Origin of the sequence: Rhizobium sp. LC145 (assembly GCF_001005825.1) — a bacterium.
Taxonomy (GTDB): Bacteria; Pseudomonadota; Alphaproteobacteria; order Rhizobiales; family Rhizobiaceae; genus Neorhizobium.
Genome location: NZ_LBHV01000003.1, coordinates 358,457 through 373,409, shown reverse-complemented (window position 1 = coordinate 373,409; position 14,953 = coordinate 358,457). Strand labels below are relative to the sequence as shown.

The following is a 14,953-nucleotide window of genomic DNA, read 5'->3' as shown; positions in this document are numbered from 1 at the left end:
GAGCCGGATAACCTGTAAAAAATATAGGCCGCGGCGCCAATCGGGCGCCACGGCCTATCAGATGTTTCGAGACCGCCTGAGTCGTATCAGTCGTTCTTCTGACCGGATGCGGCTTCGGAAACCGGCGCCTCTGCCTTCGGGCCGCCCTTGGCGACGCCGACAAGTGCGGGGCGCAGCACGCGCTCGCCGATCGTATAGCCCGCCTGCACGACCTGCATGACGGTGTTGTTCGGCACCTCGGCATTCGGAATCTCGAACATGGCCTGATGGAAATGCGGATCGAACTTTTCGCCTTCCGCCTCGATCTTCTTCACGCCGTGACGTTCCAGCGCCGAAAGCATCGAGCGCTCGGTCATCTCCACGCCTTCGAGGAGCGTGGTCAAGCCCGCGTCGGCTGCCGCACGCATTTCCGTCGGAACGGCATCCAGCGCACGGCGCAGGTTGTCGGAAACGGCCAGCATATCGCGCGCAAAGCCGGCGACGGAATAGGACTTGGCATCCTTGATCTCCCGCTCGGTGCGGCGACGCAGGTTGTCCATGTCCGCGGCGAGACGCAGAAAGCGATCACGCAGCTCCGCATTCTCGGCCTTCAACACTTCCAACGGATCGGGCTCGGCCGGCACTTCGGCCATGGCTTCGCTCTCGGCATTCGCATTGGCCGCGTCCTCCAGGGCGGACGCCACAGCTTCCGCCGAGTTTTCGGCGGCGGTTGCGTCAGGTCCGTGCTTCTTGGTTTCGTCGGTCATGACGTACTCCGGTTGTTCTTATCTTGATTTCGAGCCCGATATCGAGGTTTGCCGTGAAAAAATCAAGGCTTTGCGGGCAGGTTGGACATTTCGTCAGAGGGGATTGCGTGAAAGCCGGGCAAGAAGCTGGGCGGTATAGTCGACCATCGGCACGATGCGGGAATAGTTGAGCCGCGTGGGGCCGATTACCCCGACGGCACCGACGATGCGATCCTCGCCATCGCGATAGGGCGCGACGATGAGCGAGGAGCCGGAAAGCGAAAAGAGCTTGTTTTCCGAGCCGATGAAGATCCGCACGCCCGGTCCGCTTTCGGCGAGATCAAGGATATCGAGAAGGCTTTCCTTCTTTTCCAGATCATCGAAGAGCAGACGCAGCCGGTCGAGATCATCCACGCCGGCCAAGCCTTCCAAAAGGTTGCCGCGGCCGCGGACGATGAGTTGCATGGGCTTGCCGTCCTGGTTATCGCCCGACCAGACGGCCAAGCCCCGCTCCACCAGATCGTGTGAGAGCGCATGCAGCTCGGTCTGCACCTCTGCCTTCAGGTCCTGCAACTGGGTGCGCAGTTCCGGCAGGGTCTGGCCCGTCAGATGCGCATTCAAGAAGTTCGCCGCCTCGGTGAGCTGGGAAGACGTCACGCCGGCCGGCAGATCGATGATGCGGTTTTCGACCTGATTATGCTCGCCGACCAGGATGGCCAGCGCCTTTGTCGGCTCCAGGCGAATGAACTCGACATGCTTCAACACCGGGTCGCTCTTGGACGTGATGACGATGCCTGCGCCGCGCGAGACGCCGGAAAGCATGCGGCTCGCCTCGCTCATCAGACTTTCGATCGGCTGATCGCGATCATCCGGCCTGATCTGCCGCTCGATATTGCCCCTTTCCTCCTCGGAAAGATCGCCGATCTGCATGAAGGCATCGACGAAGAAGCGCAGGCCCGACTGGGTGGGCAGGCGGCCGGCGCTGATATGCGGCGAATAGATGAGGCCCAGCGCCTCCAGATCGCTCATGACGTTGCGGACCGAGGCCGGCGAGAGCGAGATCGGCAGCAGGCGGGAAAGATTGCGGGAGCCGAGCGGCTCGCCGGTTTCCAGATAGCTTTCGACGATGCGACGGAAGATTTCCCGCGAGCGGTCGTCGAGCGCTGAGGCATTGTCCCTGGCCATCGGTGCCGAAAAACCCATAAGCGGTTCCACCATATCCTTGGTTCGATACCGGAAAATATAATCATTCAAGCGGGTCCGCAAAAGGGAAATCGGCGGACTTCTACTCGCCGGGAATGTACCGCCCACGGCTTTTTCTTTGCAAAATGCGGTTATGGGCCGTAGAAGGCGATACCCACTCTTTCAGGAGCAACGAATGCGGCCTTCAGGCAGAAAAACCGACCAGATGCGCAAGATTTCCTTCGAGCGCAACTTCTCGAAACATGCGGAAGGCTCCTGCCTTGTCAAATTCGGCGATACCCATGTGCTTTGTACGGCAAGCCTCGAGGAGAAGACGCCGCCTTGGCTGCGTAACAGCGGCAAGGGCTGGGTGACGGCCGAATACGGCATGCTGCCGCGCGCCACCGGCGAGCGCATGAAGCGCGAGGCCGCATCCGGCAAGCAGGGCGGGCGCACCCAGGAGATCCAGCGCCTGATCGGCCGCTCGCTGCGCGCCGTCGTCGATCTCGAAGCGCTCGGCGAAAAGCAGATCACCATCGATTGCGACGTCATCCAGGCCGATGGCGGGACCCGCACGGCCGCCATCACCGGCGGCTGGGTGGCGCTCTACGACTGCCTGAAATGGATGGAGGCCCGCTCCATGGTGAAGGTGGAGAAGGTGCTGAAGGATCACGTGGCGGCGATCTCCTGCGGCATCTTTGCCAGCCAGCCGGTAATCGACCTGGATTACCTGGAGGATTCGGCAGCCGAAACGGACGCGAATTTCGTGATGACCGGCTCCGGCGGGATCGTCGAAGTGCAGGGAACGGCGGAAGGCGCGCCCTTCAGCCAGGAGGAATTCCTGAAACTGCTGGCGCTCGCCCAGGCCGGTACGCAGGAACTGGTGGCGCTGCAGAAACAGACGATCGGGTGAGATCATAATCACTGGGACTGCCCCTCATCCGGCCTGCCGGCCACTTTCTTCCCGTATGGACGGGGTGAGGGTGAGGGGCAAAACAGGACAGATGTCATGATCGAAGGCATTCTCGAAACCGCGCTCTATGCCGAGGACCTCGATGCGGCGGAGGCCTTCTACGGCGGAGTGCTCGGGCTCGAAAAGATCACCCGCATCGCCAACCGGCATATCTTCTTCCGCTGCGGGCCGGGCGTTCTTCTGATCTTCAATCCCGTCGAGACCGCAAAGCCGCCGGAAAAGGGTTCGCTACCGGTGCCGCCCCATGGCGCAAGGGGAGCGGGGCACGCCTGCTTCCGGCTCTCGCCCGAAAACCTCGATGCGATGGTGTTGCGCCTCCGAGCGGCCGGCATCGCCATCGAAAGCGATTTCCACTGGCCGAACGGCGCGCGCTCGATCTACTTCCGCGATCCGGCCGGCAACAGCCTCGAATGCGCGGAGGCGAAGCTTTGGGACCTCGACTGAGGCCCCTGCCGACAAGAGGCTTGGTATCGGCAGCAAAACTCCGATATAGACAGGGCAACCAGCGTTCAGGAATTTCTCCCATGATCATACGTGAATGGCGGGGCCGCGCCTTCCCTTCCAGCGCGGATGCCTATCCCACGCATTTCCGAAACCATGTGGTTCCGGAACTGCAGGCGCTTACGGGCTTCATAGGCGCACATCTCAGCCGTCGGACGCTGGACGACCGGATCGAATTCGTCGTGCTGACCCGCTGGAAGGATATGGATGCCATCCGCGGTTTCGCCGGCGATATGGTCGGCAAAGCGGTCGTCGAACCGGGCGCGGTCGCAGCTCTTATCGAGTTTGACGATTTCGTCGAACATTACGAAGTCGTCGAGGAAATCTAGATCATTCCAGAGAACGGCCGGGTCAACCCAACCCCATCATCAGTTTCATCAAGACCAGGAACATGCGCAAGCTCGATACCCGCACCATCGTCGTCGCCAGCCATAATGCCGGAAAGATCCGCGAGATCGCCGATCTCATCGGTCCATTCGGCTTTTCGGCGAAATCCGCCGCGGATCTGAATTTCATAGAGCCGGACGAGACGGGCACGACCTTCGAGGAGAATGCCGCGATCAAGGCGCTCGCCTCGGCCAAGGCCTCCGGCCTGCCCGCTCTTTCGGATGATTCCGGCCTCGTCATCGACGCGCTCGACGGAGCGCCGGGCGTCTATACCGCCAACTGGGCGGAGCGCGAGGACGGCACGCGCGATTTCAAGATGGCGATGGAAAAGGTGGAGAAGGCGCTTTCCGAGCGCGGGGCCACGAAGCCGGAACAGCGCACCGCCCGTTTCGTGAGCGTGCTCTGCCTTGCCTGGCCGGACGGGCATACCGAGCTCTTCCGTGGCGAGGTGGAAGGAAAGGTCGTGTGGCCGCCGCGCGGAAGCCAGGGTTTCGGCTATGACCCGGTCTTTCAGCCGGAGGGCTACGACACTACATTCGGCGAAATGAGCGCCGAGGAGAAGCACGGCTGGAAGCCGGGCGACGCGCAAGCGCTCTCGCATCGCGCCCGCGCCTTCAAGCGCTTCGTCGAAACCTGCCTGGAGGCATGACGGAATGAACCTCGCCCCCGCCCTCGCACCGGGCCTGCTGCCCGATACCGGGGAGCCGGGCTTCGGGGTCTACATCCATTGGCCATTCTGCGCGGCCAAATGTCCTTACTGCGACTTCAACAGCCATGTGCGCCACCAGCCGGTGGATCAGCCGCGTTTCACCGCCGCATTTCTGACGGAAATGGAAACCATGCGGCGCTTGGGCGGCCCGAAGACCGTGACCAGCATCTTCCTCGGCGGCGGCACGCCCTCGCTGATGGACCCGGCAACGGTTTCCGCCATTCTCGACGGGATCGCCAGGCATTGGCATGTGCCGGACGGTATCGAAATCACCATGGAAGCCAATCCTTCGAGCGTGGAGGCGGAGCGGTTCCGCGGCTACCGCGCCGCCGGCGTGAACCGGGTGTCGCTCGGAGTGCAGGCGCTCAACGATGCCGATCTCAAATTCCTCGGGCGGCTGCATGACGTTGCGGACGCGCTGAAGGCGATCCGGCTGGCGCGCGAGATATTTCCGCGCATGAGCTTCGATCTCATCTATGCCCGCCCCAGGCAGACGGTGGAGGCCTGGGAGGCGGAGCTGCAGGAAGCGATTTCCTATGCGGTGGATCACCTTTCGCTTTACCAGCTCACCATAGAGGAAGGCACACCCTTCTATGGCCTGCACAAGGCCGGCAAGCTGATCGTGCCGGATGGCGACCAGTCAGCGCTGCTCTATGAAGCCACTCAGGAAATCACCGCCCGCCACGGCCTGCCGGCCTACGAGGTTTCCAACCATGCCCGGCCGGGTGCGGAAAGCCGCCATAACCTCACCTACTGGCGCTATGGCGATTATGCCGGCATCGGACCCGGCGCGCATGGCAGGCTGACACGCGGCAGGCAGAAGATCGCGACATCGACCGAGCGCAGGCCGGAAACCTGGCTCGAACTCGTGGAGGGCCGCGGCCACGGCATGATCGAGGAGGAAATCCTCGGTTACGAGGAACAGGCGGACGAGCTGTTGCTGATGGGCCTACGGCTCACGGAGGGCGTCGATCTCGCCCGCTGGCAGGAGCTTTCCGGCCGCGATCCGGACCCGATCCGCGAGGAACGGCTGCTGGAGCACGGCTTCATCGAGCGGCTCGGCAATTCCCGCCTGCGCTGCACGCCGTCCGGCATGCTCATCCTCGACGCCGTGGTCGCCGATCTCGCCTGTTGATTTTTGGGGGGCGGTTTCGCTTTCCTTGAGGCAGCGATCACCCCACCCTGAACCTTCGGTTCGACCCTCCCCCTCAAAGGGAGGGTGGGCGTTTCACGGCCAGCACATGCAGCCAGTCGGTCGGCTGGTTGTCGTAACCGCTGCCCTTGTTCTCATCGATCTCGATCGAAGCCCAGGGCATGGCTGCATAAACCGTCCGCAGCCACTTTTCCGAGGGGTAATTGTAGTACCGGCCGAGGCCGTCATGGCCCTCCGCCTTCCCCGCCTTGAAGCTGGCGTAAAAGACACCGCCCGGCTTCAGCGCCCGGTGGATGCGGGCAAGAACATCTCCAAGATCGGCTCGTGGCACATGCAGAAGGCAGGCACTGGCCCAGATACCATCGAAAGCCGAGGCGGCTTCGATCTCCCCGAAGCGGAGGACCCGCACCGGAATGCCGAGGCGCTGTTCCGCCTGGCGCGCCATTTCCAAGGTGCCGTCCGTCGGCATCACGCGGAAGCCGCGCTTCAGCATCTCCGCACTGTCGCGGCCGTTGCCGCAGCCGAGTTCGAGGATTTCTACGCCAGGTTCCAGCTTTTCAAGGAAAGCTCCGAGCCTGAGATGGTTCGGGCTCGATGAACTGGCCGCATAGACGGCGGCGTTATCGGCATAGAAGCGGGAAGTCGGATCGCTTTCCATGCCGACCGTCCTTTATTTCTGAGACAGCAGGAGCCTCGCGCCGAAGCCGACGAAGACCATGCCGACGGCAAGGTCGATCTTCCGGCGCGCCCTCAGATAGGCGGCGGCGACCTTCCTGTGGGTGATGAGAGCAATCAATATCGCGTAATAGACGGTTGAGACCGCCACCATTACGGCGATGGCGGCAAGCCCGTATATCCAAGGCGTTCCGACCGGCATCGTCGCCGCGAAAAGGCTCGCGACGAACAGTGCCGACTTGGGGTTTGCAAGATTGGTGGCAAGACCCATGCGGTAGGCGCTCTTCAACGAGACCGCCTGAGGCGACGCCGCAGGTCCCTCCGTCTCAGCCGGCTTGCGGAAGCTCCAGAAGATGCGCAAGCCCAACCAGACGAGATAGAGCCCGCCGACGATCTTGAGCGCCAGATAGGCAAAGGGAGCCGCCTGAAACAGCACGTTGATGCCGAGCCAGCCGGCCAGGCCCCAGCAGACCGTGCCCGTGATCGTTCCCATCGCCGCCACGATCGTCACCCGCCGCGAGGCCATCAGCGCATAGCGCATGATGAGCAGCGTGTTGGGCCCCGGCGTAATGGCCGCCACAGCCCAGATCATCGCGACGGAAAGCAGGAACATCAATGCCCGTCAGACCTCAAGCGTTGTTTTCGTTGATCAGCCGCTTCAGAAGCTCGATCTCGTGGCTGAGCTTGGTATCGGCCGAGATCAGTTCCTCGATCTTGCGCACCGCATGCAGCACGGTGGTATGATCGCGTCCGCCGAAACGCCGCCCGATCTCCGGGAAGGACCGCGGCGTCAGCGTTTTCGACAGATACATGGCGATCTGGCGCGGCTTGACGATGACGCGGGTCCGTCGGTTCGAGACGAGCTCCTGGCGCGACACATTATAGTGCCTTGCGACGATGCGCTGAATATCCTCGATGCGGACACGCTTGGCTTCGCCGGCGCCGACGAGATGGGCAAGCAGTTCCTCCACCCGGTCGAGCGAAAGAGACGGCTCGAACGAGCGACGGAAAACGAGTTGGTTGAAAGCACCTTCGAGCTCGCGGCCGCTGGCGGTCACGCTGCGCGCCACATGGGAAAGGATTTCCATGGGAATTTCGAGCGCCGGATCATCCTGCCGCGCGGCCTGCAAGCGGCCCTTCAGCATTTCAAGGCGCATTTCGTAATCCGGAGCCTCCACCTCGATCGCGACACCGCCCTGCAGGCGGGAACGAACGCGGGGATCGAGTGATTCCAGCTCCCAGGGCGCGCGATCGGCCGCGACCACCACCTGGCGGGCGCTATCGAGCAGCGTGTTGAGCAGATGGCAGAACTCGTTCTGGATCATCTTGCCCTGCAGGAACTGCATGTCGTCGATGATGAGCAGGTCGATATTGCGCAGCGAATCCTTCAGCGTCAGGGCATCGTTGTCGCGAATTGCAGTGGCGAAGCGCCACATGAAATATTCGGCGGTCAGATAGACCACGCGCGGGGTCCGTGGGCTGCCGATCGCTGCGTTGGCGATCGCCTGCAGGAGGTGGGTCTTGCCGAGACCGACACCCGAATGGATGAACAGCGGATTGAAGCGAACCGCGCCCGCACCGGCCTCCGCGATGGTCTTTGCCGCGGCCAGCGCCACGCGATTGGAAGACCCCTCAACGAAGGTATCGAAGGTGAAGCGGCTGTCGAGCGGCGAGCCGAACAGCGGACCGGCGTGGGCCGGGCGGGATTGCTGTGCCGCGGCGGGCTGCGGAAACTGGGCAATCCTGCCGATTTCCCTGGCAGCCGGCTGACGGGCGGAATGGGAGCTGACCACCGGAGCAGCCTCGGCTGAAAGCGCGCGCTCTTCGGCCGCCGGCTGACGGGTGCTGCGGCTTGCGCTGCGCACCAGGATTTCCACCTTCAGGATTTCCGGATCTTCCGCCTGGAAGATGCTGGTGATGAGATCAAGATAACGGTTGTTGATCCAGGATTTGAGAAAAGTGGTCGGAACCGTCAACCGCACCACGCTCTTGGAAATGGTGTGAAGCTTCAAACGTCCGAACCAGCTTGCATAGACATCCTGGCCGACCTGCGCCTTCAAACGGGCGCTGAACCGCTCAAAAAGAGCATCATGCTTCATTTCCGAGTTTTCTCCCGCCGCCTGGGAATGAAGTGTATCGAGTGCCTGCCGTGCAGGGTCCCCTTTGCCTTCTGCACGTGCCGATACGGAATTCATTTGCATTATGCGCCGCCTTCCAAATTTTTTCTGCCGGGCGGTTTTCGTGTTTCCGCCAGGACAAACCTCGTTTCCGGACACAGCAACGTCTTCCCCTCATGAGAACCGCCGCCGTCCTTTTCATGGCAAATCCCCGCCGCGCTTTTCAGCCGGCCGGGCCGTCATCGACCGCCTCGGAAAGCGGCCTTGCGTTTACGGGTTTGCTTTACCCGTCCGAGAGCCCATCCTCGTCATGAGCCGCTCAATATTCCTTCTCTCTCGTTCTTGCAGGGATCGGCCAAGACCTCTGCTTTGAGCACAATCGGCCGCCTCCGGAATCCAGACGGATTCCCGGCGAACAACCGACAGTTACGTGAAAACGGAAGACAGATCGTCCGTAACAAAAGGTCAGAAAATCTCACTGCCACCCTCGTCGGGCAGCCGCCGGAAACAATCCTGAAGTGATCCCCGCACCCCTTGCTGGAACGCATTTAGGCAGGATCAAATGCCAAGATCAATGATGAATTTTACGCAAAATTAAGAGCCGGGCGTTGACTCTCACAGCGTGCTTTGAATGCCGCCGGCGGCTCGATGGAGAATCGCTGTTGAATCAATGAGATTCAAAAATGACAGCGGCGTGGCAGCCTTCTCCACGAGAAAAAATAAAAATCTTCTTGACTCGGATTGTCGGGCTCAGGATGCCCGCGGGAGAGGCATCAAGTTGCACAACCTCTCACAACCCATTGTTATTTAAAGAGAAATTCTGTCACGGCTCTGACACTGAACTGTCAATGAGCCGGGTAAGGATGTGGATAACGTGGAGAATCACGAAAAGCCCGGTCGCGAGACCAGGCTTTCAATCTTGACAGAATTTTGTCGGGATTAGGCCGACAGAGCCTTCACGCGCTGCGCAAGACGCGAGACCTTGCGGGATGCGGTGTTGCTGTGAACCACACCCTTGGAAGCGGCCCGCTGGATTTCCGGCTGGGCAGCCTTGAGTGCTTCGGCAGCAACGGCGGCATCACCGGACGCGATGGCTTCCTCGACCTTGCGGATGAAGCTGCGGACGCGCGAACGGCGAGTCTTGTTGACTGCGGTACGGCGAGCGATCTTGCGGGTCGCCTTTTTCGCCGAAGTTGTATTGGCCATCTCATGCCTCTCTACGAATTCGAACCAAACTCCACCGTCGCCGCGCCGGTCTCGCGACCTCATCTTCAGCAATTCGGGAGCAATAGAGGAAGCCGTCCAATGGCTTTCTCAACTGTGGGCGGGCATATAACCGGAATGGGCCTGCCAGTCAACGCGCAATTTCTCTCGCCAGGACAGGAAGATGCCGGTTTCACGGGCCCAGGGCCGCGCCACCCACGGGTGGCGGTCATTTCTGGCAGGTCGGGCAATAGAAGGTCGAACGCCCGGCCTGGGTGATGCGGGCGATCGTTCCGCCGCAGCCCGGCGTGCGGCATTCCTTGCTCTCCCTGTCATAGACAGAAAAGGAATGCTGGAAATATCCGAGCGATCCGTCTGTCCGGATATGATCCCGCAAAGAGGAGCCGCCGGCGGCGACGGCATCGGCGATCACCGCGCGGATCGCCTCGGTCAGGAGATCCAGCTCCTTCTTCGGCCGGCCTGTCTTCGTGACCACCGTCCCGGCGGCGCGCTTGGGGGACAGATGCGCCCGCCAGAGCGCCTCGCACACATATATATTGCCGAGCCCGGCAATCACCGTCTGGTCGAGAAGCGCACCCTTCAGCGGCTGGGCCTTGCCGGAGAAGCGCGCCGCGAGATAATCGGCGTCGAGCGCATTGCCGGTCGGTTCCGGTCCCAGTTCGGCGAAGGCCGGATAGAGATCGAGCTCGCTGCGCTTCCAAAGGTGCATGAAGCCGAAACGGCGCGGATCATTATAAATGACCTGGGCAGGACCTTTCGCCCCCTCCAGATGAAAGATCACGTGGTCGTGCTTCCCGTCCTTCGAGCGGGGATGGTGGAACTCTCCCTGAACGGCGTCCTGCCGCCCCTCCGATATCCTGAACGATCCCGACATGCCGAGATGGGAAATGATCGTCAGATCGTCCTCCAGATCGATGAGCAGGTATTTCGCCCGACGCCCGAGCGCGACGATCCGCCGCCCCCCGACCGCTTCGGCGAAATTTTCCGGCAAGGGAAAGCGCAGATCGGGCCTTCTGAGCTCCAGACGCTCGATCCGGGCCCCTTCCATCGCCGGCTGCAGGCCGCGCCGAACGGTTTCCACCTCTGGCAATTCAGGCATGATTTCCTAACTTCCCGTTCCAACGGCCGGGTTCCTGATCTATAGAACCGCCAGCCCGCATTCTCTTTGAAGACGCGCGGCACAGATAGCGTGCCGGATGCGATTTCGCTATGGTCGCGACCGAATGATGAGCATGGAGTTCTTCCGATGACCGAAGCCCGCACGAGTAGCGATGGCAGCATGGCAACATCCTACGGCTTCCGCGAGGTTGCGGACGGCGAAAAGCAGGGTCTCGTCAACGACGTCTTCCACAAGGTGGCCAAGCGCTACGACATCATGAACGATATGATGTCGGCCGGCATGCACCGGATCTGGAAAGATGCGATGATCAACGCGCTCAATCCGCGCAAGGACCCTTCCTACAAGGTGCTCGACGTGGCCGGCGGCACCGGCGACATCGCCTTCCGGATCGTGGAGGCATCGGACCGCAAGGCGCATGCGACCGTGCTCGACATCAACGGCTCCATGCTGGGCGTCGGCGCCGAGCGGGCCGCCAAGCGCAAGCTTTCCGACAATCTCACCTTCGTGGAGGCGAATGCCGAGGACCTGCCGTTCGAAGCGGGCACTTTCGATGCCTATACGATCGCCTTCGGCATCCGCAACGTGCCGCATATCGACGTGGCGCTGAAGGAGGCTTTTCGCGTGCTGAGGCGCGGCGGGCGGCTGCTGGTGCTGGAGTTTTCCGAAGTGGAGATGCCGCTGCTGGAACGCTTCTACGACCAGTGGTCGTTCAAGGCCATTCCGCAGATCGGCAGGCTGGTGACCGGCGATGCCGAACCCTATCAGTATCTGGTGGAATCGATCCGCAAATTCCCCAACCAGGAGAATTTCGCCACCATGATCCGTGCGGCAGGCTTCTCGCGCGTGACCTATACGAGTTATTCCGGAGGGATCGCCGCCCTGCATTCCGGATGGAAGCTCTGATCGATGCAGAGCCAATCCGTAAAGAAGCATAAGGGCGCATCATGAGCACGATTGGCGCCTATTTCCGCCTGGTCCGGGTGGCCTGGGTCCTAGTGCGCGAGGGCGTGGTCTCGGCGCTGCCGACACGGGACCTGCCGCCTTCCGTCGGTCTCGTCAAATCGCTTGTCGAGCCGCTCGCGCGTTTCCGATCCAAGCAGCAGGCGCGCAGCATAAGGCTGACCCGCGCCGTGGACAGGCTCGGTCCTTCCTATGTGAAGATCGGCCAGTTCCTGGCCACACGCCCGGATGTCGTGGGCGTCGACTGGGCCCTGGATCTCGCCCTTCTCCAGGACCGCATGGCCTTCTTCCCGACCGAAACCGCCGAAGCCGCGATCGAAGCCTCGCTCGGCCGGCCGGTGGGAGATCTCTATTCCGATTTCGGCGAGCCCATCGCCGCCGCCTCCATCGCCCAGGTTCATCCCGCGATGGTGGGAGACAGGAAGGTCGCCGTGAAAGTGGTGCGGCCGGGCGTGCGGCAGCGCTTCGCGCACGATATCGAAAGCATGTATTTGCTGGCGCGCATGCAGGAGCGTCTCATGCCCTCCAGCCGGCGGCTGAGGCCGGTCGAGGTGACGCGGACGCTCGAACAGACGACCAAGGTGGAGATGGACCTGCGCCTCGAGGCTGCGGCCCTTTCCGAAATCGCCGAAAACACCAAGAACGATCCGGGCTTCCGAGTGCCCACGGTCGATTGGGAGCGCACCGGCCGCGACGTGGTGACCATGGAGTGGATCGACGGCATCAAGATGTCGAACGTCGAGGAGCTTCGCGCCGCCGGGCACGATCTCGACCGACTCGCCGAAACGCTCATCCAATCCTTCCTGCGCCACACGTTGCGCGACGGCTTCTTCCATGCCGACATGCATCCCGGCAACCTCTTCGTCGATCGGACCGGCATGATCGTGGCCGTCGACATGGGCATCGTCGGACGCCTCGGCAAAAAGGAACGCCGCTTCCTCGCCGAAATCCTGTACGGCTTCATCACCCGTGACTACATGCGGGTCGCCGAAGTGCATTTCGAGGCGGGCTACGTGCCGGCTCACCACGACGTTTCGAGCTTCGCCCAGGCCATCCGCGCGATCGGCGAGCCGATCCACGGCCAGCCGGCCGAGACGATCTCCATGGCGCGGCTCTTGGCCCTGCTTTTCGAAGTGACCGATCTCTTCGAGATGCAGACCCGGCCGGAACTCATTCTGCTGCAGAAGACAATGGTGGTGGTGGAAGGCGTATCGCGCATCCTCAACCCCCGCTTCAACATGTGGAAGGCATCCGAGCCGGTGGTCGGCGAATGGATCCGCGACAATCTCGGCCCGAAGCGGGTCATGTCCGACCTTCGCGACGGCGTGAAGGCGGCGGTGAAGCTTGCGGAAGCCCTGCCGGAAATCGCGGTCAGGACGGAGAAGTTCCACGAGGATATCGTGCGCATGAGCGAACACGGCCTGCGCTTCGACCCGGAAACGGCCGACGCGATCGGCAAGGCGGAGGCGCGCTACAGCCGCTCCGGACGGGTCGCGCTCTGGGTCATCGCGCTTTCGGCACTCTATCTCGCCTTTTCGCTCGGCTGAACCGGACCTTCCCGACCACGGCGACTTCCGCCGGCCTTGGGATATTCCATTCGCCGGCCTCTCCGCTAATCTCCTAGGAGCAATCGAAGGAGACAGCATGACGGAAACCAGAGCCGTGATCGAGCTGACCGGGCAGCCGCTCGGTTTCGCCGAGCTCCTGCATATCGGAGAAGGACGCATCCGCCCCGTGGCCGAGCCGGCGGGGCTTGTGCGCGTGCAGGCCGCCCGCGACGTGGTGGATCGCGCGATTGCGCAAGGGCAGCCCGTCTACGGCTCGACCACGGGCGTCGGCGCCATGAAGGATGTCGAGTGGTCGCCGGACGAGTGGGATACGTTCAATCTCGGCCTGGTCCGCGCCCACCATTTCGGCACGGGAGTTCCCTTCCCGATCTCGGTGGTGCGCAATGCGATGGCGCTGCGCGTCAATACCGCGCTCACCGGCTATGTCGGCTGCTCGGTCGAACTCGTGCATGCCTATCTCGGCCTGCTCGAAGCCGACCTTATTCCGGTCGTCCGCCGCACGGGTTCGATCGGCTGCGCCGATATCGGCCTCATGGGCCAGATCGGCGCCGTGCTGACAGGCGTGGGCGAAGCGATCTACAAGGGCCGGCGCCTGCCGGCCGCGCAGGCTTTCGCGGAGGCCGGGCTGAAACCTTTCCGCATGGCGCCGCGCGACAGCCTCGCCTCGCTCAGCATCAATGCGGTGAGCTTCGCGGCCGCCGCCGAAGCCACCCGCGGAGCCGCGGGCGCGATCCGGACCCTGCTTGCCACCGGCATGACCGCGGCATGCGCAATGGGCGCTTCCCGCGATCCGTGGATTGCGGTCACCCATGTCGGGACGGCTCGCGAAGCGATGATCGGCAATTGGCTCCTCACCGCTTCCGAAGACTGCGACTGGCCGAGTGCCACCCATATCCAGGACCCTCTCAGCCTGCGCATGATCGCCCAGGTGCTGGGCTCGGTGTTCGAGAGCCTGCTGATGGCGGGACACAAGATCCTGGCCGCCACTGGCCGCTCCGACGACAATCCGGTCATCGCGGAGGGCCGCGTGCTTACCTCCGGCGGCTCGCTGCCGCTGGACGTCACCGTGCTTCTCGAGGCGGCGTCAATCTGCATGGCGCATGCCGCCCGCAACGCCTTCAACCGCTGCGTCCTGCTCGGCAACGGCCAGCGGCGCGGGTTGCCGGTGAACCTCGTGCCGGAAGGCGCGATCGCCACGGGTTTCGGCCCTATCATCAAGCTTGCCGGCGAGATCTTCTCGCGCGTGCTTTCGATGACCAATCCCGTATCGGCGCAATCGCTCGTCGTGGCGGGGGGCATGGAGGACGAGGCGGCCTTCCTGCCGCTGGTCATCGAGCGCTTCGAACGGCAGGTGGAGGCGCTCAAGCGCCTTGCGGCGATCGAGGCCCTGCTTGCCGCGCAAGCCATGGACATTCACGGCGACCGCCCCGGCGGAGCGGTGCAACTGGTCTACGACGCCGTTCGCCGGCACGCGGAATACTATACGGTCGACCGGCCGCTTTCGACGGAGGTCGAGGCGATCGAGGCGGAACTTTCCTCCGAGGCGTTCCTCGCCCGGCTGATCGCCATTTCGCCCATCCACGCCATCGACGGTTTCTTCGCGCTCGGCAGCTTCGGCCGGAGCGAGACGCGCGAGCGGCAGCCGATGAGGGCCTGAGG

The 14,953-nt window shown here is 62.7% G+C and carries 15 protein-coding genes; 8 read left to right on the top strand and 7 right to left on the bottom strand.

The window, feature by feature from the left end:
• Positions 1-86: 86 nt before the first annotated feature.
• Positions 87-746 carry a nucleotide exchange factor GrpE gene (grpE, locus tag YH62_RS10160; RefSeq protein WP_046794069.1) on the bottom strand — a complete coding sequence of 220 codons (660 nt, stop codon included), beginning with the start codon at positions 744-746 and terminating at the stop codon, positions 87-89.
• A gap of 93 nt (positions 747-839) precedes the next feature.
• Positions 840-1,928: a heat-inducible transcriptional repressor HrcA gene (hrcA, locus tag YH62_RS10155; protein WP_046794334.1), complete on the bottom strand. Its 1,089-nt coding sequence runs from the start codon at positions 1,926-1,928 to the stop codon at positions 840-842.
• Between the two features lie 175 nt (positions 1,929-2,103).
• Here hrcA and rph point away from each other — a divergent pair, with 175 nt between their 5' ends.
• From rph to hemW, 5 genes are all read left to right on the top strand, one after another.
• Positions 2,104-2,820, top strand: a complete 717-nt coding sequence (gene rph / locus YH62_RS10150) for a ribonuclease PH (protein ID WP_046794068.1) — start codon at positions 2,104-2,106, stop codon at positions 2,818-2,820.
• A gap of 96 nt (positions 2,821-2,916) precedes the next feature.
• A complete protein-coding gene (locus YH62_RS10145) occupies positions 2,917-3,324 on the top strand; it encodes a VOC family protein (protein ID WP_046794067.1) in 408 nt (135 codons plus the stop codon).
• A gap of 80 nt (positions 3,325-3,404) precedes the next feature.
• Positions 3,405-3,710: an antibiotic biosynthesis monooxygenase gene (locus tag YH62_RS10140; protein ID WP_046794066.1), complete on the top strand. Its 306-nt coding sequence runs from the start codon at positions 3,405-3,407 to the stop codon at positions 3,708-3,710.
• A 62-nt stretch (positions 3,711-3,772) separates the two neighbouring features.
• Positions 3,773-4,417, top strand: coding sequence for an RdgB/HAM1 family non-canonical purine NTP pyrophosphatase (rdgB, locus tag YH62_RS10135; protein ID WP_046794065.1), 645 nt, complete (start codon positions 3,773-3,775; stop codon positions 4,415-4,417).
• 4 nt (positions 4,418-4,421) lie between these two features.
• Positions 4,422-5,612 (top strand): radical SAM family heme chaperone HemW, encoded by a 1,191-nt coding sequence (gene hemW, locus YH62_RS10130; protein ID WP_046794064.1) that lies wholly within the window; start codon positions 4,422-4,424, stop codon positions 5,610-5,612.
• Positions 5,613-5,685: 73 nt separating this feature from the next.
• Here the strand turns inward: hemW and YH62_RS10125 are convergent, their stop codons facing one another.
• The 5 genes from YH62_RS10125 to mutM form a co-directional block, all read right to left on the bottom strand.
• Complete coding sequence (locus tag YH62_RS10125) at positions 5,686-6,288, bottom strand: class I SAM-dependent methyltransferase (RefSeq protein ID WP_046794063.1); 603 nt, start codon at positions 6,286-6,288, stop codon at positions 5,686-5,688.
• A 12-nt stretch (positions 6,289-6,300) separates the two neighbouring features.
• Positions 6,301-6,918, bottom strand: coding sequence for a LysE family translocator (locus YH62_RS10120; protein ID WP_046794062.1), 618 nt, complete (start codon positions 6,916-6,918; stop codon positions 6,301-6,303).
• Positions 6,919-6,934: 16 nt separating this feature from the next.
• Positions 6,935-8,506, bottom strand: a complete 1,572-nt coding sequence (gene dnaA, locus YH62_RS10115; RefSeq protein WP_046794061.1) for a chromosomal replication initiator protein DnaA — start codon at positions 8,504-8,506, stop codon at positions 6,935-6,937.
• Positions 8,507-9,361: 855 nt separating this feature from the next.
• Positions 9,362-9,628 carry a 30S ribosomal protein S20 gene (gene rpsT / locus YH62_RS10110; protein WP_046794333.1) on the bottom strand — a complete coding sequence of 89 codons (267 nt, stop codon included), beginning with the start codon at positions 9,626-9,628 and terminating at the stop codon, positions 9,362-9,364.
• Positions 9,629-9,854: 226 nt separating this feature from the next.
• Positions 9,855-10,745: a bifunctional DNA-formamidopyrimidine glycosylase/DNA-(apurinic or apyrimidinic site) lyase gene (gene mutM / locus YH62_RS10105; RefSeq protein ID WP_046794060.1), complete on the bottom strand. Its 891-nt coding sequence runs from the start codon at positions 10,743-10,745 to the stop codon at positions 9,855-9,857.
• Between the two features lie 147 nt (positions 10,746-10,892).
• On the opposite strand from mutM, the gene ubiE reads away from it, so the two are divergent.
• From ubiE to YH62_RS10090, 3 genes are all read left to right on the top strand, one after another.
• The gene (gene ubiE / locus YH62_RS10100; RefSeq protein WP_046794059.1) at positions 10,893-11,669 is read left to right on the top strand and encodes a bifunctional demethylmenaquinone methyltransferase/2-methoxy-6-polyprenyl-1,4-benzoquinol methylase UbiE; all 777 of its coding nucleotides are present in this window, start codon (positions 10,893-10,895) and stop codon (positions 11,667-11,669) included.
• A gap of 41 nt (positions 11,670-11,710) precedes the next feature.
• Positions 11,711-13,273, top strand: a complete 1,563-nt coding sequence (gene ubiB / locus YH62_RS10095) for a 2-polyprenylphenol 6-hydroxylase (RefSeq protein WP_046794058.1) — start codon at positions 11,711-11,713, stop codon at positions 13,271-13,273.
• 97 nt (positions 13,274-13,370) lie between these two features.
• Positions 13,371-14,951 carry an aromatic amino acid lyase gene (locus YH62_RS10090; RefSeq protein ID WP_046794057.1) on the top strand — a complete coding sequence of 527 codons (1,581 nt, stop codon included), beginning with the start codon at positions 13,371-13,373 and terminating at the stop codon, positions 14,949-14,951.
• The last annotated feature ends 2 nt before the right edge of the window (positions 14,952-14,953 follow it).